This is a genomic window from Deltaproteobacteria bacterium (assembly GCA_020848745.1).
Classification (GTDB): Bacteria; Desulfobacterota; Binatia; order UTPRO1; family UTPRO1; genus UTPRO1.
In genome coordinates, this window is record JADLHM010000089.1 from 20,708 (window position 1) to 41,433 (window position 20,726).

The window sequence follows — 20,726 nt, forward strand, 5'->3', positions numbered from 1 at the left end:
GCTCGCGATCTGCCCGTGCGCCCATGCCGCACCGCCGAACGTCGTCGTCGTGATCGCGGACGACATGGGCTGGGGCGACGTCGGCGTGCACGGCGCGACCGACGTCCCGACGCCGAATCTCGACGCCATCGCTGCCGAGGGCGTCCGCTTCGCGAACGGCTACGTCAGCGGCCCGCAGTGCTCGCCCGCCCGCGCCGGCCTCCTCACCGGCCGCTACCAGGAGCGCTTCGGCCACGAGTTCAACCTCGGCCCGCACGCCGCCGGCTTCGGTCTCCCACTCGACGAGACGACGCTCGCCGACCGCATGAAGGCGGCCGGCTACGCCACCGGGCTCGTCGGCAAGTGGCATCTCGGCCTCGCGCCGCAGGTCCATCCGCTGCGCCGCGGCTTCGACGAGTTCTTCGGCTTCCTGGCCGGCACGCACCCCTACCTCCCCGGCCGCGAGCCGCTCCTGCGCGGCATCGAGAGCGTCGCCCAGACCGAGCACCTCACCGACGCGATCGCGCGCGAAGCGATCGCCTTCGTCGCCCGCCACCGCGCGCGGCCGTTCTTCCTGCTCGTCGCCTTCAACGCGGTCCACGGACCGCCCGAGCCCGACCCGGCGCTGCTCGCGCGTTTCGGCGCGATCGCAGACCCGAAGCGCCGGGCCTACGTCGCGACGCTCGCCGGCATGGACCTGGCGATCGGCCGCCTCGTCGCGGCGCTGCGGGACGCGCGGATCCTCGACGAGACCCTCCTCGTCTTTCTCAGCGACAACGGCGGCTGGACGATGCCCGGCAACTCGCAGAACGGCGCCTCCAACGCGCCCTTCCGGGGCTCCAAGCGGACGCTGCTCGAAGGCGGGATCCGCGTACCCTTCTTCGTGCGCTGGCCGGCGCGGCTGCCGAAGGGCGCGGTATTCGCGCCGCCCGTCATCCAGCTCGACCTGGTGCCGACCGTGCTCGCGGCCGCGGGAATCCCGGCGCCGCCCGCCGCGCGGCTCGACGGCGTGGACCTGCTGGCGCATCTCGCCGCCGGCGGGACGAAGCTCTCACCGCCGCATGAAGCGCTCTACTGGCGGTTCGGCCGGCAGATGGCGATCCGCCGCGGCGACTGGAAGCTCGTCCGCTACGATCGCGCCGTCGAGGGCGGCAGCGGCCTCTCGGACGCGCGACTCTACGACCTCGCGCGCGACCCCGGCGAGTGGACCGACCTCGCGGCCGAGCACCCGGACGTCGTGCGCGGGCTCCGCGACGCCTGGGATCGTTGGAATGCCGCGAACGCCCGGGCGCGCTGGAGAGCGGCGCCGCACTGAGCGCGGCGCCCTCCGCCGCCTGTCGGTTGCAAACCCACTGTCACGGATCGTGCGATGATGCCTGAAGAACTCGTGTTTACCGGCAGGACCCGCGTGATCGCCGAGCGGCTCGTCGAAGCAGCATTCCCGGCGGGCGAACAGTTGCCGGCACCGGATGCGGCGGCGCTGCTGTCCTCCGTCGAGGCGTCGCTCGCCGGCAACGCTCCGGTGCGGCGCGCAATCACCGGTCTTCTGTGGTGGCTGGAGTTGCGCCATTTCGCCGGCCACGGGCGTTCGTTTTCCGCTGCCACACGTGCCGACCGCAGCGCATTCCTGCGCGCCAAGGCCGGCGGCCTGCTCGGCGGCAATCTGCTGCGCGCCGTTTCGGCTCCTTTCCGCACGGCTTACCTGCTCGATGAAACAAATATGGCGCGCATGCAAACGCGCAACGGCGTGCGCGTATCGGCACTCCTCGACGACGCACGCTGGCGCACGCAGGTTTCCCTTGCGGAGCAGGCCGCCGGCGATGAAGAAATCGAGTGCGACGTCGTCGTCATCGGCACCGGCGCCGGCGGTGCGGCCGCGGCATACGAACTGGCCAGCCACGGCCTTGCGGTGGTGATGATCGAGGAAGGCAAGTATTACGATCGTCGCGATTTCAACGGCAAGCTCACCGAAGTCATCCCGAAGCTGTATCGCGCCTTCGGCTCGACCATCGCCATCGGCAACACCTTCATCGCCATCCCCATCGGCCGAAGCGTGGGCGGCACGACGACGATCAACTCCGGAACCTGCCTGCGGACACCGGAAGCCACGCTCGCCGAATGGCGCGAAGCGGGGCTCGCCGATTTCACGCCGGAGAACCTCGCACCGTATTTCGAGCTGGTCGAAGAAGTGCTCAAGGTGCAACCGGCCGATCCGCAATACGTCGGCGAGATCGGCAAGGTGATCGCCGAGGGCGCGAAACGCATCGGCATGAAGGACATGCGTCCGTTGCAACGCAACGCCGAGGGATGCGATGGTCAGGGGCTCTGCCAGTTCGGCTGCCCGACCGATGCCAAGCAGTCGACCAACATCAGTTTCGTGCCGCGCGCACTCGAACGCGGCACGTTCCTGTTTACCGGCTTCCGGGCGGACGAACTGATCAGGAAAGACCAGACCGTCACCGGCATCGTGGCGCATGGCCGCAATGCCGAGGGCACCCCCATCACGCTCACCGTGAAAGCCCGCGCCACCGTGGTCGGCATGGGCACACTGCTGACGCCGAACTTCCTGCGCGCGAACGGCGTGAAGAATGCCTGGCTCGGCAACAACCTCTCGATCCATCCCGCCGGGGTCGTCACGGCATGGTTTCCCGGCCGCACGCTCGGCAATTCGACGACGATTCCACAGGGCTACGGCGTCTATGACTGGAAGGACGAAGGCCTGATGTTCGAAGGCGGCACCCTTCCGTTCGTCGGCCACGGACTGTTGAGCCCGTTGCAGGCTGACGACTTCGTGCGGTTCACCGAGCGCTACCAGCAAACCGCGTATTTCGGCCTCATGGTGAAAGACACCTCGCGCGGGAAAGTGCGTCGCGGCCTCTCGCGTGACCTGCCCTTGATCACCTACCACATGAACGATGCCGACTTCACGAAATTCAAGCGCGGCCTCGACACGCTCGCCCGCATGTATTTTGCCGCCGGGGCGCGCGAGGTCTGCTTTCCGGGGCTTTCGCGCCTGACAATGTTCAAGAGCGTGGCGGACCTGGAGGCGTTCTGGGCCACGAAACCGAAGCCGCGGCATTTCCTCGTCACCGCCTACCACCCGCTGGGCACCGCGCGGATTGCCGCGCGCGAGGACCGGGGCGTGTGCGACAATGCCCACCAGGTCTGGAACACGGAAGGGCTTTACGTCATGGACGGTTCGTCGGTTCCGGGTTCACTCGGCGCCAACCCGCAAGTCACCATCATGGCGATGGCGACGCGCGCGGCACGGATGCTCGCGGAGAAACTGTCGGCCTGAACCTACGGGTACGCATCGACCGGAGAAATCACCATGTCCCTCGGCATCGTCCTCGAAGAAACCATGAGCGGCTGGATCCGGCTGGAAGGCGACCGTACCGGCCACCCGTTCGCTTTCACCATCCGCGCCTTCACGCCGGAAATCCTCTCGATTTCTGCACCGCGCCATTTCCGTGGCGTCGTACGCGTGGCGGACCGTGAAGTGCCCACCGAAGGCGTATTGACCATCCGCGTGTCCGGCCCGCGCTACGAGCTCGATTTCGACCACCCCGTGCACGGGCCGCTCCACGCCGAGGGCGCAAAGACGTACTCGGCCAATCCGGCAAAGCTCCTCGCCTCGCTGATCACTTGCCCGCTCACCGTCTACAAGAACGGCAAGCCCTTCGGCAGCGCGGAAGTCGTCTACCGCGATTCGATGATCGCCTTCCCGTTCAAGGCGGTGCGCTTCGTCAGCGAAGAAAAAGCATTCGGCCGGTACGCCTGATAGCGTCCATGCCGATCGCACGCCCGACGCGGATGATGTTCGAGCCGAGGTTCACGAGCACGCGCACGAGGTCGTCGGAGTCGCCCCACACCCTGACCGGCAGGTGCCTACTCGCTCGTGTCGAAGGGGTTCCGCACGTCGAGGAAGTCGAACTTCCGAAAGTCGCGATCGTTGCTGTAGAGAACCTTCACGCCGTGCTGTCTGAGGAGCGTGGCGAGGTGGGCATCCGGCACGAGCTTTCCCCGTACGATCACGTCGCGCGTGCTCGCACGGTAGAGATCCCAGAATCCGTCCTGCTCGGCGAGGAGTCGCACGTTCGGGAGCTTCACGAGGGACGCGACATTCTGTTCGGCATCACGAGGCGGCAGAGGTGGTGACACGATCGCCGGATGGGTGACCATGCGGAGGTACGACATGAGCGTGGGCCATGCGAGACAGAAGAGATCCGCCCCTCGTCGACATTCGGAGAGGAACGCGGTCGCGCGCGCATGCAACGGGCTCTCGGTCGTGCTCGCGTAGAGCAGCACGTTGACGTCGACGGAAAAGCTCACCGCCGCGCCGGCTGGACGGCCTCCGAGTCGAGAATTTCGTAGAGGCGGTCCTTGTCGTCCAGGTCGACCAATGGCCGACCGCGCGTCACGTTCCAGTCGAAGCGTGGGGGCGCCGCCGCCTTGCTCTTGCGCCGTCCGAGAGCTTCCGCGAGCAGCTCGGACATCAAGCGGCCGAGCGACTTGCCTTCTCGCCGCTGCAGGCGCTTGAGATCATTCAGAATCGGCTGGTCGATATCGACGGTCGTCCGCATGATGCGATGATGCTCTCGGACTAAACATCAGATGTCAAGACCAACGAAACTGCTGTTCGGTGTCCCCGGGAGGCAACATAATCGTCAAAGTCGGACGTTGCCCTGAAACTGCTGTTCGCCACACGCAAACAAGGCGGCTCCCGCGTGTCGTCCCCAGGGCGCGGGACACCGGTGGCCCGTGCCGGACAGTGCCGTCAAGGCGCAGCGCGGCCAGCCCGCCTGGGCGCACTGATGTTGAAGGACCGCTGGGGTAGCGATCAGTCAGGCGACGTCGAACCCGGCGGGTTCGGGTGGTGGCCGCGCAGGCGTGAGGGCAGGTGCCGCGGTGGGTAGCCCGAGGTGGGCGAGGATCTTGGCAACGACCGGCGGGTCCTCGATGGTGGCGAGGAAGCGGAGGCGACCGCTGCAGGCGGTGCATGCGAGCACGTCCAACGCGAAAACCCGGCGCATCAAGTCGGCCCACGCCCACGCGCGACGCGTCCGTTCGGCACTCGGCGACGGATGTGAGGCAACGGGTGACGTGGGGATCATCGACACGGCGCACGACGGGGCCGGCGGGTCCGGGTCCGCGACGGCCGGTGCCGACGATGGTGGCGTCGATGTCGGCGCCGCCGCGACCGGCACCAGCGGAAGCGAGGGCGCGGGCGGCCGTGTCAGCGGTGTGGAGATCGCGGGCGCACTCGGTGCGGGCGGGCGCCATCGAGCGCGCGGGGCCAGGACGCCGTGGTACAGGACCAAATTGATGTGCGGCCGCGGCGTGATGGCCGCCAGGCGTTCCAGGAATTCGTGGGGCGTAAAGATCAGGTGGCGGGTGCCGTCGTGCCATGGGCGCGCGAGCGTGCAGACGATGCGGCCGTCGGTGAGGCGGGTGAGCCGGTCCTGCGCCAGCGGTGGGCGCAAGAGGTAGCGGCACAAGCGTTCGAGCCCGGCCCGGTCATCGGCGGGAACCGCGCGATCGGCATGGAGATCGAAGCACGCGAGATGCGCGTGGCGGCGACCGACGGTCGCGACCCACGGCGCATCGGGTTCCCGGCCGACCCGCAGGACCGGCGTGCCGGCGCGGTCGCCGAAGGCCGATCGCCCGCGGACGGCGGCGGCGGTGAGCTCTGCGAGCACAGGCGCCGCGTCGGCAAGGGGATCGGTCGCGAGGTCGGACGCGTCGTCGGCAGCGAGCACGCCCCGGCGTCGCAAGAGGCGCAGGATGCGGGTGCGCACGGCCGCGAGCAGCTGCGCGACCTCGCGATCGGTCGGCGGGGGCGCGGGATCGAAGCGCGTGGTGCCGTCGGGGGCGGTGGTGAAGACACCCTCGAGGATCAGGGTGTGAAAGTGCACGTTCGTTTGGAGTCCGCCGCCGAAAGCACGGGCGGATGGCGCGCTTCGAGCGCGGGCGCCAGCGGCGGTCGGCAATCGCGGCGGCGGCCGACCGCCGAAGCTCCTCCGAGAGATCGCGACTCCACCGCGCTCGGCGAAGCGCCCGGCTGGGAGAACTACGAGTACGCGAGACCCGTGTGCGCCTGCGCGCTCAGCGGACGTAGCCGAGGCTCTTCAGACGCTCGAGCTGCTCGGGCGTGAGGGTCACCGAGCTTGCGCCCGTCGCCGCGTGCTTCTTCGCGAACGCCTCGAGGTCGGCGCGGAAGGCTTCGACGCGCTCCGGGCGCGCGCGCGACACGTCCCGTTGCTCGCCGGGATCGGTCGCGAGGTCGAAGAGCAGCGTCGTCCCCAACAAGCGATCGAAGTGGAGCTTCTCGTGGTCGTGCCGTACGGCGCGGGTCACGTCGGGTTCGGCATTGTTGTGGTCGGCCTCGTGGAAGAGCGTGCGCTCGCCGATCGCCGCCGCGTTGCCGCGCCAGGTCGGCGCGAGGTCAACCCCGTCGAGCGGACCCGGCGGCGGCACCCCCACCGCCGCGAGGATCGTCGGCATCACGTCGATCAGCGAGACGGTCGTATCGACCCGGAGGCCCGCCGGCGCGCCGGCGCCGCGCACGATCAGCGGGATGCGGACGACCTCCTCGAACTGCGTCCGGCCGTGCAGGAAGCCGCCGTGCTCGCCGAACTCCTCCCCGTGGTCCGACGTCACGATCAGCATCGTGCGCGGATCGTCGCCGAGCGCATCGAGCAGGCGGCCGAGCTCGTCGTCGTACTGCCGGATACCGGCGTCGTAGAGGTCCTTCAAATGTTCGGCGTCGGCGCGGTCGAGGCTGAGCATTCCCGTGCGCGCTCGAATCATCTGCGCCGTCGTTCCGTCCGCGGGCCCGGTGTAGGGGCGTACGAACTGGCGCTCGTACTCGGGCAGCGACTTGTAGTCGCTGTGCACGTCGTAGGTGTGGAGGAAGAGGAAGAACCGATCGTCCCTGTGCTGGCCGAGCCACTCGATCGCGCGATCGGTGATGCCGCGCGACGGCTCGCGCCGCGCGACCTCCTCCTTCACGTACTCGTACTGCTGGAAGCCGCGCTCCAGCCCGAAGAGCGGGCTCAGGTTGTGCGAGTTCACGACCGCGGCGGTCGCGAACCCGTGCGACGCGAGCACCGAGGCGAGAGTCGCGACGCTCTCGGGCAACGTGACGTCGTGGTCGCGAAGGCCGTGATGGCTCGGGTAGAGGCCCGTCAGCATCGAGGCGTGTCCCGGCAGCGTCCACGGCGCCGGCGACGTCGCGCGCTCGAAGACGACGCCTTCCTTCGCGACCGCGTCGAGACGTGGCGACGTCGGACGGTCGTAGCCGTAGCACCCGAGGTGGGTCGGCACGAGCGTGTCGATCGACACCAGGACGACGCGCCGGGGCGGGACCGCCGTGGCCTGACGCTGGCAGGACGTTCCCGCGAGCGTCGTCGCGACGAGGAACGCGGCCAGCGCCGCGCGCGGCACGGCGCCGGAACGGAGGATCATCGACACGCTCCCGGCATCGGCTAGATCATCATGAGGTACGGCGCCGCCATCATGCCGAGCGTGACGAGCACCGTCATGAGCGAGAAGAACACCTTGCCGAACTTCGTACCGCCCTTCTGCATGTCGTCCCAGCGCGACGGCGGCTCGGGCGGACCCACGAAGTCGAGCGGCGGGATGTCCTCGTCGCGCTCCTGATACTCGGCGGAGCTCTTCGGCGGGTCGTCGGTGAGAAGCTCGCCGTCGTCGCCCCAGGGATCCGACGCGAGCTCGCGCCGCCAGCGCGCCTCGTCGCGCGCGTTGTCGCCGGTGATCATCGGCTCCTGCGCCGGACGCTCGCCCCACTCGTCGCCGCCACGATGCGACGTGGGACCGCACGTCGCGAGCCCCGCGAGCATTCCGATCAACACGACGACGACCGAGAACCGCATGCCGCTCCTTTGCCGACGCGGCGCGCGCGCCTGGCATCCGCCCCGACCGCGCAGCTATAGTCGCTGGCTCGCGGGCGTACAATCCAACGTACGCCGCGTGCGCCAGCCGACGCGCGCGGTGCGCACCAGCGAGCTTGGGAGGCCGCATGCGGGTCTGGGTCGAGGACGTGCATCGTCACGTCGACGGCGAGGTGACACTCCGGGGGTGGCTCTACGGCCGGCGCTCGAGCGGCAAGCTGCACTTCCTCCAAGTGCGCGACGGGAGCGGCACGATCCAGTGCGTGGTGTTCGTGAAGGACGTGCCGACCGACGTGTTCGAGCGCGCCGGCCACGTGCCGCAGGAGTCGTCGCTCGAGGTCACGGGCACCGTGCGCGCCGACGCGCGCTCTCCGCTCGGGTTCGAGCTCGCCGTGAAGGACGTGCGCGTCCTCCAGGAGGCGCACGACTACCCGATCACGCCGAAGGAGCACGGCCCGCACTTCCTGCTCGACCACCGTCATCTCTGGCTGCGCTCGTCGCGCCAGCACGCGATCATGCGCGTCCGGGCGAGCGTCGTGCGGGCGTGCCGCGACTACTTCGACCGCCGCGGCTTCACGCTGATCGACGCCCCGATCTTCACGCCGTCGGCTTGCGAAGGCACGACGTCGCTCTTCGAGGTCGGCTACTTCGACGACAAGGCCTACCTCACGCAGAGCGGCCAGCTCTACATGGAGGCCGCGGCGATGGCCTTCGGCAAGGTCTACTGCTTCGGCCCGACCTTCCGCGCCGAGAAGTCGAAGACGCGCCGGCACCTCACCGAGTTCTGGATGATCGAGCCCGAGGTCGCGTTCGCGGACCTCGACGACGACATGGCGCTCGCGGAGGATTTCCTGGTGGAGGTCGTCGGACGCGTCGTCGGGGAGCGCACCGCCGAGCTCGCGCTCCTCGAGCGCGACACCGCCCCGCTCGCCAAGGTGCAGAAGCCGTTCCCGCGCGTGAGCTACGAGGAGGCGATCGCGCTCCTGAACGCCGCGGGCAAGCCCGTGGCGTTCGGCGACGACCTCGGCAGCGACGAGGAGACGGTGCTCTCCAAGCAGTACGACCGGCCGGTCATGGTGCACCGCTATCCGGCCGCGTCGAAGGCCTTCTACATGAAGCCGGACCCCGCCGACCCGCGGCTCGCGCTCTGCGTCGACGTGCTCGCGCCCGAGGGCTACGGCGAGATCATCGGCGGCGGGCAGCGCGAGGACGATCTCGACGCGCTCGCCGGCCGCATCCGCGCCCACGGCCTCCCGGACGAGGCCTTCGGCTGGTACCTCGATCTCCGCCGCTACGGCTCGGTTCCGCACGCCGGCTTCGGGATGGGGATCGAGCGCATGGTCGCCTGGCTCTGCGGCCTGCACCACGTCCGCGAGACGATCCCGTTCCCGAGGATGCTCGAGCGCCTCACGCCGTGAGCGCGCTTCTCCTTGACAGATCGTCGGCATCGTGGGCCGATCGGGGTCGCACGGCCGATCCCGATGCGCGACGACCTCGCCGCCCCCTTCCTCCCGGTCAGCACCTACCTGGAGTCCACGCCGGAGCGCACGCCGGCGCTCGCCGGCGAGGCGCGGGCCGACGTCGCCGTCGTGGGGGGAGGGCTCACCGGGCTGTCGACGGCGCTCGCGCTCCGCCGGCACGGCGTCGACGTGGTCCTCCTCGAGCGCGAGTTCTGCGGCTTCGGCGCGAGCGGGCGGAACGCCGGCCATCTGACGCCGACGATCGGCAAGGACCTCCCGACGCTCCTCATGATGTACGGCGAGGAGCGCACGGCCGCGATCGTGCGCTTCGCCGACCACTGCGTGCATCGCACCGAGCGCGTCATCGCCGAGCTCGGCATCGACTGCGACTACGCGCCGTCGGGAAACGTGCTGGCGGTCGTGCACCCGAAGCAGGAGAAGCGCCTGCGGCGCGCGGCCGAGGTCGCGACGCGGGTGGGCGCGGACGTCCGCTTCCTCGAACCGGACGATATGCGCGCCCGCGGCCTGCCGCCCGCGTTCCTCTGCGGCGCGCTCGAGGGCGCCGGCGGCACGCTCGATCCCGGAAAGCTCGTGCTCGGCCTCCGCCGCGCCGCGCTCGCCGCCGGCGTCCGCATCCACGAGAGCACGCGCGTGCTCGAGGTCGCGACCACACCGTCACCGGCCGTGCGCACCGCGCACGGCGCGGTGCGCGCCGAGCGCGTCCTGATGGCGACGAACGCCTGGACGCGCGAGATCGGCGCGCCCGGCGCGAAGATCCTGCCGCTCTACGTAACGCTCTTCGAGACCGCGCCGCTCGACGACGGCGCGCTCGCGCGGCTCGGCGGCTGGCCGAACCGCGAGGGCGTCTACACCGCGCACGAGGTGCTCGAGAGCTATCGCCTGAGCGCCAGGCGCACGATCGTCGGCGGCTCGAAGATTCCCCTCTACGTCTGGGGCGGTCGCCCGACCGGACACGGCGGACCGAACGCTCACACGCAAACGGTCATCGCCCGCGCCTTTCGCGACCGCTTCCCGGCGCTCGCCGGGACGCCGATCGCGCGATTCTGGGGCGGCTGGATCGCGATGACCCTCACCTTCCTGCCCTCGCTCGGCCCGCTCGGCGCCGACCGCCGCCTCTGGCACGCGCTCGGCTACAACGGGCACGGCGTCGCGCAGGCGACCGCGGTCGGCGAGATCCTCGCCGACGGCATCGTCGGCCGCGACAACGAGTGGGCACGCGTCTTCCCGAAGCCCGCGCCGACGCTTCCTCCCGAGCCGCTCCTGTGGCTCACCGCGCGCGGCCTCCTCACGCTCTTCGGCGCGATCGACCGGGTGACGGACCACCGCCTCCGTTCGGCGCGCAGTTGAGCGGACGCCGCGGCCGCGCAGCGGCGCGCCGCCGCCCGCCGCCGGCGGCCCAACGCTACGACCCCGTGCGGCGCGCGCGGACGCGCGGCGGCGACTCCGGCGCGAGGATCTCGACCACGCTCGCGATCGGCGCCCCGGCCGCGTCGCGAATCGTGCGGCGGCGGCCGTAGAGCCAGCCGGGAGCGCCGGCCTCGAGCTCGAGGGCGGCAGCGATCGACGCGTCGCACGCGACCCGCAGGAGCGCATCCGGCTCGGCGATCGCGTCCCCCAGGATGTGCCCGAATGGAACGTCCTCGGCGAGCACGGCCGCACGCGTCCGCGCGTCGAGGCGGGCAAGGTCCATCGCGATCGCGCCCATCGCGACCGGCACGCCGTCGGCGCGCGCCAGCACGACCCGGCGCGCGTAGCGGTCGCCCACCCGGCGGCGCTCCAGCACGCGGAGCGCGAGCCGCGCGCCGTGGCGGGTCTCGAGGCGCGGCGTCAACGGCTCCGGCGCGCGCAGCAGCGCGCGCTGCTCCGACGGAACGTCACCGTCGGCGATCGCCTCCGCCGCGGGCAGCGCGCAGCCGGCCGCGGCGTAGAATCCGGCGAGCGGCGCCAGGATCGAGGCGTCGCGCTCGTCCATGGCGTCGTTCTAGCCGAGCCGGCGGCCATGGTCTATTTTCACCGGCCGATGGCGAGCCCGTTCGAGAAGGCCTTCGAGGACGAGCTCGCGCACGTCAGGACGGCCGGCCTCTGGCGCGAGCTCCGCCGCATCGAGGGTCCGGTCGACACCTGGGTGACGGTCGACGGCGTACGCGCGCTGGCGCTCTGCTCGAACAACTACCTCGGCCTCGCCAACCACCCGACGCTCGCCGCCGCGGCGGCGCGCGCCGCCGCGGCGTACGGCGTCGGGGCGGGCGCCTCACGGCTGATCTCCGGCTCCCTCGCGATCCACCGCGACCTCGAGGCACGGCTCGCGCGCTTCGAGCACACGGAGGCGGCATTGCTCTTTCCGACCGGCTACCACGCGAACGTCGGCGCCATCACGACCCTCGTGCGCCGCGGCGACGCGGTGTTCAGCGACCGCCTGAACCACGCCTCGATCATCGACGGCTGCCGCCTCTCCGGCGCCGACGTGCACGTCTATCCGCACGCCGATGCCGCCGCGCTCGACGCCCTGCTGGCGCGCGCGGCGGCGCGGCGACGCCTCGTCGTCACCGACTCCGTGTTCAGCATGGACGGCGACCACGCGCCGCTCGGCGAGATCTGCCGCGTCGCCGCCGCGCGCGACGCAATGGTGATGGTGGACGAGGCGCACGCGACTGGCGTCGAGGGTCCGACCGGCGCCGGCCTCGTCGAAGCGCTCGGGCTCGGCGGCGCCGTGACCGTGCGGATGGGGACGCTCGGGAAGGCGCTCGGCGGCGCGGGAGCGTTCGTCGCCGGGAGTCGCGCGCTCGTCGACCTGCTCGTGAACCGCGCGCGGAGCTTCATCTACACGACCGCGCTGCCGCCGCCGGTGGTCGCCGCCGCCGACGCCGCGCTCGACGTCGTCGCGCGCGAGCCGGAGCGGCGCGCCCGCCTCGGCGCGCTCTCGGCGACGCTCCGCGGGCGCCTGCGCGCGCTCGGCTTCGAGATCTCCGCGGGCGCGGGCCCGATCATTCCCGTCATCGCGGGAACGAGCGAGCGCGCCCTCGCCTGGTCGCGCGGACTTCTCGAGCGCGGCGTCTTCGTGCAGGCCATCCGCCCGCCAACGGTTCCCGACGGCACCGCCCGCCTGCGCGTCACCCTGATGGCCACCCACACCGACCAGGACGTCGAGTACGCCGTGACCGCCTTCGCCGCGCTCCGCGATCGAACCGCGAGCAGCTGAAACGCGACCGACAACGCCTCGTGGCGGCAGGTGCCGCTCCTCCGGCGCAGATCGACGAGGTCGAAGCTCCGGAGCATCGACGGCGCGTCGAGATCGGCGCGTATCGCCGCGAGCCGGGCAAGCTCGAGGTGCTCGAGGTCGTTGCAGGAGCCGATCATTGACGCGAGCGCCCGGGCCGACGCCCGGGCGCTCGCGCGGCGTCTTTTCGGTCGCTGTCCCCGCCGTTTCACGCTACGCTCGGTGCGTCCGATCGCACCGAGGAGGTCTTCGTCCCATGGCGCTTCGTCTCCGTCTCGCCAGGTTCATCGCCGCCCTGTGCCTGGTCGCGCTCCTCTCCCCGGCGACCAGCCACGCCGCCGACGGCGACGTGCTCGCGTGGAACCGCAACAACGCGTGGGTGGTCGCGGCTCCGGTCGAGCTCTTCCTCGGCCCGCTCCCCTTGAGCAGCTGGAACGTCGATGCGTTCGCGTTCAGCTATCCCGACCCCGGGGATCCGAAGATCGTCGAGTCCGAGATCTTCGTGACCGGTGTCCCCTTCCAGCCCTTCTATACCGCCGTCGGCAAGGCCGCGGGAACGCAGGGCCTGAAGCTCAAGTTCAAGCTCGACGACCCCACACACGGCCCGGGTACGCTCGTGCTGATCATGGATCCCGGCCTACATCGCTTCACCGGCGCCGTGAAGTTCAAGAACGAGGGCCTCAAGGGAACGTTCGTCGGCATCTACGACCGCACCCTCCCGGGCACGCCCGACGTGTCCGACGTCGCGCTCCGCGTCGCCTTCACGGAGAAGCAGAAGGCCAAGGGCCTGAAACCGGGCGGCAAGGCGACCGTGCTCGTCGCGCTCTCGAACCTCGGTCCGCAGGCCTTCCCCGTCGGCATCCAGGACCTCCGCCTCGTCTTCGAGTTCGCCCCGGGCCTCTTCGGCCTGCCGTTTCCAGTCGAGATCCTGAAGGTGGTCCCCATCGACGGCGTCCGCGACTTCGCCATCGAGCTCCCGCCCGCGCCCATGGCGCCCCTCCAGGTGCCGTTCGCGATCAAGGACGTCCTCCTCCTCGGCGTCCAGTTCCGTGTCCCCGCCGAGGCCGCCGGTCATCGGCTGACGGCGATCGCGGACCTGCCGTCCGTCGATCCCGGCGACCCCGGCCCATTGGCGCTGACCGACCAAGACAGCGCGCCGATCGTCGGGCTCGGCGTCGCGGTCAAGCTCAAGAACACGAACGACGCGAATCCCATCCACATCGTGCGCGACGACGGACGCCCCGCGAGCCAGCAGTTCGCCGAGGAGAACCGCATCGCTCCCGGCGGCTCGCGAACGATCAAAGTGACGGACCTTCGCGCCGGAACGGTCCTGACGTTCATCGCCGGGCGGGGCGGCGCGGCCCTCGCCTCCTGCACCGGAACGGTGGTCCAGTCCGGCAAGGCGACCGTCACCTGGGACCCGACCATGCCGTCCTTCCTGCGGCTCGTCTGCGCCTGACCTCGAGTCGCGGGCGCGCCGTGGACACCGGGGCGCGAGTTTGCGACAGGAGGGCATGCCCTGCGCGCCCTTCGATCTCTCCGGCAAGGTCGTCCTCGTGACCGGCGGCCACGCCGGCGACACGCTCGTCGTCGACGGAGGCTACTCGATCTTCTGATCCGGAGCGCGCGCATGCCTCTCGAGGAATACCGCCGCAAGCGCCGCTTCGGCGTCACGACGGAACCCGAGGGCGCCGCCAAGCCCCGCAAGCGCGCGCGCACACTCCGCTTCGTCGTCCAGAAGCACCGCGCCGGTCGCCTGCACTACGATTTCCGCCTCGAGTGGGACGGCGTGCTGCTCTCCTGGGCGGTGCCGAAGGGTCCCTCGCTCGATCCGAGCGTGAAGCGGCTTGCGGTGCGGGTGGAGGACCACCCCATCGAGTACGCGAAGTTCGAGGGGGTGATCCCGGCCGGCGAGTACGGCGGCGGCACGGTGATGCTCTGGGATCACGGGACCTGGACGCCCGACGATCCCGATGTCGCGAGGCGCCTCGCCGAGGGCGATCTCAAGTTCACCCTCCGCGGCAAGAAGCTCGCGGGGTCGTGGGTCCTCGTACGAACGCGCGGCTACCAGGGCGGCAAGAGCTGGCTCCTCATCAAGCACCGCGACGAGGCGGCGTCGACGCGCGACGTCGCGACCGAGGAGCCGCGCTCGGTCGTGAGCGACCGACTGCTCGCCGAGATCGCGTTCGAGGAGGGCGGCGACGTGCGGCAGGCCGTCACCGCCGACCCACGGAGCGCGGTCGAAGCGGCGCTCCGCGATCCGCGGACGGCGGCGCGCAAGCGCAAGCGCGCCCCCGCCGTCTGGCGCCCGAACCCCGCCTCGTGACCGACGACCCGTCCGCGCCGCCGCGTCCGACCCCGGCGCCGTCCTCCATGGCGCTGACGACCGCGGTCTTCACGCGCGCGCTCGGCCTCGTCTACCTGATCGCGTTCCTCGCGTTGCGGGTGCAGCTGCTCGGCCTCTTCGGCGGCCACGGCCTCCTGCCGATCGCCGAGTATCTCGGCCTCGTCGCCGAGCGCCTCGGCGCGGAGCGCTACTGGCTCCTGCCGACGCTCGCCTGGCTCGACGCGAGCGACGCGACCCTGCTCCGCCTCTGCGACGCCGACGCCGTGGTCGCGGTCTTCGCCGTGAACCCCTTCCCCGACCACCCGCCGCGCCACGTCCGCGCCGTGACGTGGGAGTACCACTTCACCGCGCCGGACGACGCGAGCGAGGCGTGGTGGCGGCGGGAGTGGCGCGGCGTCTACGCGCCGCCCCGCTCCCGCCGCTGAACGGGGTCAGCCGGGGCTAGCTGTGCCGGCCGCGCCGCGCGCGGCGCGTCTGCGCGCTCGGACGACGGTCCTGCCGCGCGCCCGCGAGGCCGAGATCGGCGAGACCAAACGGGCGATGCGCCTCCCGCGTGGAACGCGCCGCCCGGGCGTCGACCGGGCGCGGCGCGCGGTACGGAGGCGGCGGCGCGACCGGACGCGGCGCCCGATGCGGCGCCGCCGCGGCCGGGCGCGCGGCCAAGGGCGCGGGCGCCGACCCGCGCGGCAACGCGCGGCCGATGTGCCGTTCGATCGCCTTCAGCTGCCCGCGCTCCTCGGGCGAGGCGAAGCTCGTGGCCCGGCCGTGCGCCTCGGCGCGCGCCGTGCGCCCGACGCGGTGGACGTAGTCCTCGACCGTCATCGGCAGGTCGTAGTTGATGACGTGGCGGATGCCGGCGACGTCGATCCCGCGCGCCGCGATGTCGGTCGCGACGAGCACCCGGTAGCGTCCGCGGCGGAAGCCCTCGAGGGCGTCCCGGCGCTGTTGCTGGGTGCGATTGGAGTGGAGCCGCTGCGCCGCGAAGCCGGCATCGCAGAGCGACCGCATGACGCGGTCGGTGCGGTGCTTGGTGCGCGCGAACACCAGCACGTTGCCGGGGTTGGTCGCGACCATCGACAGCAGGAGCGGGGTCTTCTCGGCATTGCCGACGAGGTAGACGTCCTGCGTCGCCTTCGGCGGCGGCACCGACCGCGGGCCGACCGAAACGCGCGCCGGGTTCTTCAGGTGCATGCGCGCGAGCGCGCCGAGATCCGGCGGCATCGTCGCCGAGAAGAGCAGCGTCTGCCGCTCGGCGGGAAGGCTCCGCATGATCGCGTCGAGCTGGGGCTTGAAGCCCATGTCGAGCATGCGGTCGGCCTCGTCGAGCACGAAGATGCGGACGTCGGAGAAGGCGAGGGTCTTGCGCTCGAGATGGTCCACGAGGCGACCGGGCGTGGCGATGATGATCGACGGCCGGGCGCGGAGCGCGGCGATCTGCGGGCCGTACGCGACGCCGCCGACGACGAGGGCGGTCTTGAGGCCCTTGCCGAGCCGGCTCGCCCAGCCGTGGATCTGCTCGGCGAGCTCGCGCGTCGGCGCGAGCACGACGGCGGCGCCGCGCGAACGGCCGTCCCGCAGGCGCTCGACGATCGGGATCATGAAGGACGCCGTCTTGCCGGTGCCGGTCTGCGCCGCGCCGATGACGTCGCGGCCCGCGAGCGCGGGCGGGATGGTCGCCGCCTGGATCGGCGTCGGCGTCACGTAGGACGCGCCGCGGAGCGCCGCCTGCATGGCGGGCGACAGCGGCAGGTCGGCGAAGGTGGGGGTGGCCACGGGGGTGGCGTCGGTCGGTGCGGCGGATGCGGCTGCCGCGGAATGCGAAGATACGTTCACTGAAACTACTTCCTTTCGGATGGTCGGAGCGGCGGTCGACTCGACCGGCTCCGGCAGGGGGAAATGGGGGCGTTCGTCGTGGGACTAGCAGGCGCGCTCAGCGCGTCGTCCGCGGATGCCTCGAACGCCGATCAACCACGGGCGCTGCGCTTGGTGGGCGCGCGCCGGGCCGCGGTTTCCGGCTTCGCGATCGGCACGATGTGCACGTGCCCGCCGCGAATGCCGCTGCGGATCTCGAGTTCGGCCAGCAGGGTTTCCAGCTCCTGTTGGTCGTCCAGCGAGACCCCGATGAAGAAAAGAATGCTGCCCCGTCGGCGGGTCCGCCGCTGCGAGAACGCCCGCAGCCGGTCGTGACACCGCTTCTTCTTGAGATCGCCCTTGAGGACCGTCTCGCCGTACGCGATGCGCCGGCGGACCGGGCTCATGCGGAGGATCTCCGGCTCCTCCGGTCCCGGGGCTTCCAGGGAGAGGGAGTAGCCGAGCTCACAGACGTGCCGCGCGAGCTCGCGGCGGAGGTGCAGGCGTCGGGCGTCGGTCGCGGCCATGCTCAGCGCCATCCTCGGCCGTATGCCTGCCTCTGCGTTGCCATGCGTCGATCTGGTCGGAATACGGGCACCCGGGAACGCGCGCGACTGCTGAGGAACCAAGGAAGGAACGGTCCGGAGGAGCGTGCGGCGGGGGCTCGCGTCGAACAGCTTGTTGACCGGCACCTTACCAGGGTGTCGGCGGTCGTACAACCGATTGGTTGCGGGGGCCTCGCGGCCCGCCGATGCGGACCCCGGACCCGCGCCCGCGCCCGGGGCGTCCGCCGACGCTCCGACCCGTCTTTACGGTCCGACGATTTCTGGTATCCCCACGTCCCCATATGGATACAGGCATCGCGGCCGTGAACGACCGCATCAAAGAAGGCTCGACCTTTCTCTACCGACTGCGCGAGGAGATCGGCACGGTCATCGTCGGGCAGCGCTACCTGGTCGACCGCCTGCTGATCGGGCTCCTCGCGGGCGGCCACGTGCTGCTCGAGGGCGTGCCCGGCCTGGCGAAGACGCTCGCCGTGAAGACCCTGGCCCAGGCGATCGCGGCGACCTTCCGCCGCATCCAGTTCACGCCCGACCTGCTGCCGGCCGACCTGATCGGCACCATGATCTACAACCCGCGCGACGGGGTCTTCACGGTGAAGCAGGGGCCGATCTTCGCGCAGCTCATCCTCGCCGACGAGATCAACCGCGCGCCCGCCAAGGTGCAGAGCGCCCTCCTCGAAGCGATGCAGGAGCACCAGGTCACGATCGGCGACGAGACCCATCCCCTCCCCGATCCATTCCTCGTGCTCGCGACCCAGAACCCGATCGAGCAGGAAGGAACGTACCCGCTGCCGGAGGCCCAAGTCGACCGCTTCATGCTGAAGCTCAAGATCGACTACCCGACCCGCGAGGAGGAGCGCCAGATCCTCGAGCGCATGGCGGTGATCGGAAAGCCGCGCCAGGTGACGCCGACCGTGACGCCGTCCGACATCCTCGCCGCGCGCGCGCTCGTCGACCAGATCTACCTCGACGACAAGATCAAGGAGTACGTCGTGAACCTGGTGTTCGCGACCCGCGAGCCGCAGACGTTCCAGCTCGACCTCGGACCGCTCATCGAATACGGCGCCTCGCCGCGCGCGACCCTCTACCTGACGCTCGCCGCCAAGGCGCACGCCTTCCTCCAGGGCCGCGGCTACGTGACGCCGCAGGACGTGAAGTCGATCGCGCCCGACGTGCTCCGCCACCGGCTGATCGTCACCTACGAGGCCGAGGCCGAGGACATCGATGCCGACGAGGTGGTCAAACGCGTCTTGGACGGCGTGCCCGTCCCGTGAAGCGCGACTGAACGGGCGATCTTCGCGATGCGAGGCGAGCGTCCGGGCGTCCGGCTCGTCGTGCCGCTCGGCGGTTTGACATAACTAGTAATCTAGTTATATGAGGTCCTCGCCATGGACTTCACCGCCACCGCCCGGCAACTCGCCGCGCTCGGTCACGCGCATCGGCTCGAGCTCTTCTACCTCCTGGTCCGCGCCGGGCACGACGGCATGACCGTCGGCGAGATCCACCAGGCGATGCAGCGACCCACCTCGACCGTGACCTTTCACCTGCGCGAGCTCGTCGCCGCCGGCCTGGTGAGCCAGGAAAGAGCGGGACGATCCGTGCGTTGCCGCGCCGAGTTCGCCGTCCTCGGCGCCGTGCTCGATGACGTCCGTACCGCATGCTGCAGCAACGCTCCGGCCCGCCGCCGGAAGGTGGCGAGGCCCTGACGTGCGGCGCGCCTCTTCGGCCGGGCTCGTGTTCCGCCGTCTCGCCTGGGGCGTGCCGCTGGCGCTCCTCGTGCTGGCGCTCGTCCTGACCGCCCACGCGGCGCGCCAGCAGAGCCGACAGCCCGCCGCGACGCCGCTGCCGTCCTGGCAGATCGACATGCGGGCCGCGGCGGAGCGGCTCGCAGGCGCCGTGCGGATTCCGACGATCTCACACGATCGCTCGCCGGCACCCGTCGAGACGTTCCACGAGCTCCATGCCTATCTGAAGCGGCACTACCCGAAGACGCACGAGATCCTGCGGCGCGAAGTCGTGAACGGCGCCAGCCTGCTCTACACGTGGGACGGCACCGACGCCGGCGCGCCGCCCGTCCTGTTGATGGCCCACCAGGACGTCGTGCCGGTCGCGCCCGGCACCGAGGCCAAATGGACCCATCCGCCCTTCGCCGGGGTCGTGGCCGACGATCACGTTTGGGGTCGCGGAGCGTGGGACGACAAGGGCAGCCTCCTCGCGATCATGGAGGCCGCCGAGCAACTGGTCAGCGGCGGCTTTCGGCCCCGAGGCACCGTCTACTTCGCCTTCGGGCACGACGAGGAGACGGGCACGGCCGGCGGGCAGCAGGGCGCGAAGGAGATCGCCGCCCTGCTGCAGTCGCGCGGAGTGCACTTGGCCTTCGTGCTGGACGAGGGGCTCCTCGTGTCCCACGGCAGCATCAAAGGTCTCGAGGCTCCCGTCGCCCTGATCGGAGTGGCGGAGAAAGGGTACCTCACCCTCGCTCTCTCCACGGAGGCCGAGCCGGGACACTCGTCGATGCCGCCGGATCGAACGGCGATCGGCGCGCTGACGACCGCGGTCAGCCGACTCGAGAAGCATCCGATGCCGACACGCATGCATCCCGTCGTGCGCGAGATGCTCGAAACGCTCGCCCCGGAGTCGAGCGGCGCGAACGGCCTCTTCCTGTCGAACCTCTGGCTCTTCGAGCCGTTCGTGCGCCGACAGTTGGAAGCGAGCCCGGCGGCGCGGGCGATGCTGCGCACCACGACGGCGCTGACGGTCCTGCGCGCCGGCGAGAAGGAGAGCGCGCTGCCCGGCTACGCGGAGGCGCGAGCGAACTTCCGTCTCGTCCCAGGCGACGCCTCGCACGACGTCATCGAGCACGCGCGGCACGTCATCGCGGACGAGTCGATCGCGATCGCCCCCGCCGGGCTTTCGTGGGAAGCGTCACCGGTGTCGCGGACCGACGGCGCCGCGTTCGCCACCATTCGCCAGGCGATCCGCGACGTCTTCCCCGATGCGGTCGTCGCTCCCGGCTTGATGGTGGGATTCACCGACGCCCACCATTTCGTGGACGCGGCCGACGACGTCTATCGCTTCACCCCGGTGCGCGCGCGCCAGGAGGACCTGGCGCGTTTCCACGGCACCGACGAGCGCGTCTCCCTGACGAACTACGAAGAGATGATCCGCTTCTACCATCGACTGCTCACCACGGCCGCGGCGGAGCCGAGCGCTCCGGAATCGCGCCGGTAGCGATCGCGCGCCGGAGCGCAGGTTCGACGCTCGCGCCACCCCGGCTTTACCGGTTCCCTTTTTCTGCTATCGACACCACTCCATGCATCGACGGGACCTGGTCGATCTCACGCTGCACGCAAGCGTCCATCGGGGGTGTCCGCT

The 20,726-nt window shown here is 70.8% G+C and carries 21 protein-coding genes; 13 read left to right on the forward strand and 8 right to left on the reverse strand.

All coding sequences use genetic code 11. The features are described 5' to 3' along the window. Nucleotides 1-64 precede the first annotated feature (64 nt). From IT293_12860 to IT293_12870, 3 genes are read left to right on the forward strand one after another with little or no spacing between them, the layout of a single operon-like run. A complete protein-coding gene (locus IT293_12860) occupies nucleotides 65-1,294 on the forward strand; it encodes a sulfatase-like hydrolase/transferase (protein ID MCC6765543.1) in 1,230 nt (409 codons plus the stop codon). A 57-nt stretch (nucleotides 1,295-1,351) separates the two neighbouring features. Further along, a complete protein-coding gene (locus tag IT293_12865) occupies nucleotides 1,352-3,277 on the forward strand; it encodes a GMC family oxidoreductase (GenBank protein MCC6765544.1) in 1,926 nt (641 codons plus the stop codon). 33 nt (nucleotides 3,278-3,310) lie between these two features. Further along, on the forward strand, nucleotides 3,311-3,760 hold the full coding sequence (locus IT293_12870) for a hypothetical protein (protein MCC6765545.1): 450 nt from the start codon (nucleotides 3,311-3,313) through the stop codon (nucleotides 3,758-3,760). A 107-nt stretch (nucleotides 3,761-3,867) separates the two neighbouring features. On the opposite strand, the gene IT293_12875 is transcribed toward IT293_12870, so the two are convergent. From IT293_12875 to IT293_12895, 5 genes are all read right to left on the reverse strand, one after another. Then, the gene (locus IT293_12875; protein MCC6765546.1) at nucleotides 3,868-4,311 is read right to left on the reverse strand and encodes a PIN domain-containing protein; all 444 of its coding nucleotides are present in this window, start codon (nucleotides 4,309-4,311) and stop codon (nucleotides 3,868-3,870) included. Next, on the reverse strand, nucleotides 4,308-4,562 hold the full coding sequence (locus tag IT293_12880) for an antitoxin (protein MCC6765547.1): 255 nt from the start codon (nucleotides 4,560-4,562) through the stop codon (nucleotides 4,308-4,310). Before IT293_12880 ends, IT293_12875 begins: the two co-directional genes overlap by 4 nt. 261 nt (nucleotides 4,563-4,823) lie before the next feature. Then, complete coding sequence (locus tag IT293_12885; protein MCC6765548.1) at nucleotides 4,824-5,894, reverse strand: transposase; 1,071 nt, start codon at nucleotides 5,892-5,894, stop codon at nucleotides 4,824-4,826. A 190-nt stretch (nucleotides 5,895-6,084) separates the two neighbouring features. After that, entirely contained in the window at nucleotides 6,085-7,446 is a 1,362-nt protein-coding gene (locus IT293_12890; protein ID MCC6765549.1) for a sulfatase, read from the reverse strand. Between the two features lie 20 nt (nucleotides 7,447-7,466). Then, complete coding sequence (locus IT293_12895) at nucleotides 7,467-7,874, reverse strand: hypothetical protein (GenBank protein MCC6765550.1); 408 nt, start codon at nucleotides 7,872-7,874, stop codon at nucleotides 7,467-7,469. A 146-nt stretch (nucleotides 7,875-8,020) separates the two neighbouring features. Between IT293_12895 and asnS the strand changes: the two genes are divergently transcribed. Continuing rightward, the gene (asnS, locus tag IT293_12900) at nucleotides 8,021-9,310 is read left to right on the forward strand and encodes an asparagine--tRNA ligase (protein MCC6765551.1); all 1,290 of its coding nucleotides are present in this window, start codon (nucleotides 8,021-8,023) and stop codon (nucleotides 9,308-9,310) included. A gap of 63 nt (nucleotides 9,311-9,373) precedes the next feature. Continuing rightward, complete coding sequence (locus IT293_12905) at nucleotides 9,374-10,720, forward strand: FAD-dependent oxidoreductase (GenBank protein MCC6765552.1); 1,347 nt, start codon at nucleotides 9,374-9,376, stop codon at nucleotides 10,718-10,720. A 55-nt stretch (nucleotides 10,721-10,775) separates the two neighbouring features. Here IT293_12905 and IT293_12910 read toward each other — a convergent pair whose 3' ends face one another. Then, complete coding sequence (locus IT293_12910; protein MCC6765553.1) at nucleotides 10,776-11,345, reverse strand: hypothetical protein; 570 nt, start codon at nucleotides 11,343-11,345, stop codon at nucleotides 10,776-10,778. A gap of 48 nt (nucleotides 11,346-11,393) precedes the next feature. Here IT293_12910 and bioF point away from each other — a divergent pair, with 48 nt between their 5' ends. From bioF to IT293_12935, 5 genes are all read left to right on the forward strand, one after another. After that, complete coding sequence (gene bioF / locus IT293_12915) at nucleotides 11,394-12,572, forward strand: 8-amino-7-oxononanoate synthase (protein ID MCC6765554.1); 1,179 nt, start codon at nucleotides 11,394-11,396, stop codon at nucleotides 12,570-12,572. A 20-nt stretch (nucleotides 12,573-12,592) separates the two neighbouring features. Then, nucleotides 12,593-12,733: a hypothetical protein gene (locus IT293_12920; GenBank protein ID MCC6765555.1), complete on the forward strand. Its 141-nt coding sequence runs from the start codon at nucleotides 12,593-12,595 to the stop codon at nucleotides 12,731-12,733. A gap of 113 nt (nucleotides 12,734-12,846) precedes the next feature. Next, nucleotides 12,847-14,049 (forward strand): hypothetical protein, encoded by a 1,203-nt coding sequence (locus tag IT293_12925; GenBank protein MCC6765556.1) that lies wholly within the window; start codon nucleotides 12,847-12,849, stop codon nucleotides 14,047-14,049. A 171-nt stretch (nucleotides 14,050-14,220) separates the two neighbouring features. After that, nucleotides 14,221-14,916 carry a hypothetical protein gene (locus tag IT293_12930; GenBank protein MCC6765557.1) on the forward strand — a complete coding sequence of 232 codons (696 nt, stop codon included), beginning with the start codon at nucleotides 14,221-14,223 and terminating at the stop codon, nucleotides 14,914-14,916. A gap of 47 nt (nucleotides 14,917-14,963) precedes the next feature. After that, nucleotides 14,964-15,362, forward strand: a complete 399-nt coding sequence (locus IT293_12935) for a lipase maturation factor family protein (protein ID MCC6765558.1) — start codon at nucleotides 14,964-14,966, stop codon at nucleotides 15,360-15,362. 16 nt (nucleotides 15,363-15,378) lie between these two features. Here IT293_12935 and IT293_12940 read toward each other — a convergent pair whose 3' ends face one another. Next, nucleotides 15,379-16,710: a DEAD/DEAH box helicase gene (locus IT293_12940; GenBank protein MCC6765559.1), complete on the reverse strand. Its 1,332-nt coding sequence runs from the start codon at nucleotides 16,708-16,710 to the stop codon at nucleotides 15,379-15,381. 191 nt (nucleotides 16,711-16,901) lie between these two features. After that, nucleotides 16,902-17,315: a hypothetical protein gene (locus IT293_12945; protein MCC6765560.1), complete on the reverse strand. Its 414-nt coding sequence runs from the start codon at nucleotides 17,313-17,315 to the stop codon at nucleotides 16,902-16,904. Between the two features lie 320 nt (nucleotides 17,316-17,635). Here IT293_12945 and IT293_12950 point away from each other — a divergent pair, with 320 nt between their 5' ends. The 3 genes from IT293_12950 (at nucleotide 17,636) to IT293_12960 (ending at nucleotide 20,582) form a co-directional block, all read left to right on the forward strand. Then, nucleotides 17,636-18,625, forward strand: a complete 990-nt coding sequence (locus IT293_12950; protein ID MCC6765561.1) for a MoxR family ATPase — start codon at nucleotides 17,636-17,638, stop codon at nucleotides 18,623-18,625. A 114-nt stretch (nucleotides 18,626-18,739) separates the two neighbouring features. Then, complete coding sequence (locus IT293_12955) at nucleotides 18,740-19,057, forward strand: helix-turn-helix transcriptional regulator (GenBank protein ID MCC6765562.1); 318 nt, start codon at nucleotides 18,740-18,742, stop codon at nucleotides 19,055-19,057. After that, a complete protein-coding gene (locus IT293_12960) occupies nucleotides 18,993-20,582 on the forward strand; it encodes a M20 family peptidase (GenBank protein MCC6765563.1) in 1,590 nt (529 codons plus the stop codon). The genes IT293_12955 and IT293_12960 overlap by 65 nt, the downstream gene beginning before the upstream one ends. The last annotated feature ends 144 nt before the right edge of the window (nucleotides 20,583-20,726 follow it).

Excerpts from the sequence above, each read along its gene's own strand:
- IT293_12860 (MCC6765543.1), top strand. The coding sequence starts at position 65 with ATGGGCTGGGGCGACGTCGGCGTGCACGGCGCGACCGACGTCCCGACG.
- IT293_12865 (MCC6765544.1), top strand. The coding sequence starts at position 1,352 with ATGCCTGAAGAACTCGTGTTTACCGGCAGGACCCGCGTGATCGCCGAG.
- IT293_12870 (MCC6765545.1), top strand. The coding sequence starts at position 3,311 with ATGTCCCTCGGCATCGTCCTCGAAGAAACCATGAGCGGCTGGATCCGG.
- IT293_12880 (MCC6765547.1), bottom strand. The coding sequence starts at position 4,562 with ATGCGGACGACCGTCGATATCGACCAGCCGATTCTGAATGATCTCAAG.
- IT293_12890 (MCC6765549.1), bottom strand. The coding sequence starts at position 7,446 with ATGATCCTCCGTTCCGGCGCCGTGCCGCGCGCGGCGCTGGCCGCGTTC.
- IT293_12895 (MCC6765550.1), bottom strand. The coding sequence starts at position 7,874 with ATGCGGTTCTCGGTCGTCGTCGTGTTGATCGGAATGCTCGCGGGGCTC.
- asnS (MCC6765551.1), top strand. The coding sequence starts at position 8,021 with ATGCGGGTCTGGGTCGAGGACGTGCATCGTCACGTCGACGGCGAGGTG.
- IT293_12905 (MCC6765552.1), top strand. The coding sequence starts at position 9,374 with ATGCGCGACGACCTCGCCGCCCCCTTCCTCCCGGTCAGCACCTACCTG.
- IT293_12910 (MCC6765553.1), bottom strand. The coding sequence starts at position 11,345 with ATGGACGAGCGCGACGCCTCGATCCTGGCGCCGCTCGCCGGATTCTAC.
- bioF (MCC6765554.1), top strand. The coding sequence starts at position 11,394 with ATGGCGAGCCCGTTCGAGAAGGCCTTCGAGGACGAGCTCGCGCACGTC.
- IT293_12925 (MCC6765556.1), top strand. The coding sequence starts at position 12,847 with ATGGCGCTTCGTCTCCGTCTCGCCAGGTTCATCGCCGCCCTGTGCCTG.
- IT293_12930 (MCC6765557.1), top strand. The coding sequence starts at position 14,221 with ATGCCTCTCGAGGAATACCGCCGCAAGCGCCGCTTCGGCGTCACGACG.
- IT293_12935 (MCC6765558.1), top strand. The coding sequence starts at position 14,964 with ATGGCGCTGACGACCGCGGTCTTCACGCGCGCGCTCGGCCTCGTCTAC.
- IT293_12945 (MCC6765560.1), bottom strand. The coding sequence starts at position 17,315 with ATGGCCGCGACCGACGCCCGACGCCTGCACCTCCGCCGCGAGCTCGCG.
- IT293_12950 (MCC6765561.1), top strand. The coding sequence starts at position 17,636 with ATGGATACAGGCATCGCGGCCGTGAACGACCGCATCAAAGAAGGCTCG.
- IT293_12955 (MCC6765562.1), top strand. The coding sequence starts at position 18,740 with ATGGACTTCACCGCCACCGCCCGGCAACTCGCCGCGCTCGGTCACGCG.
- IT293_12960 (MCC6765563.1), top strand. The coding sequence starts at position 18,993 with ATGACGTCCGTACCGCATGCTGCAGCAACGCTCCGGCCCGCCGCCGGA.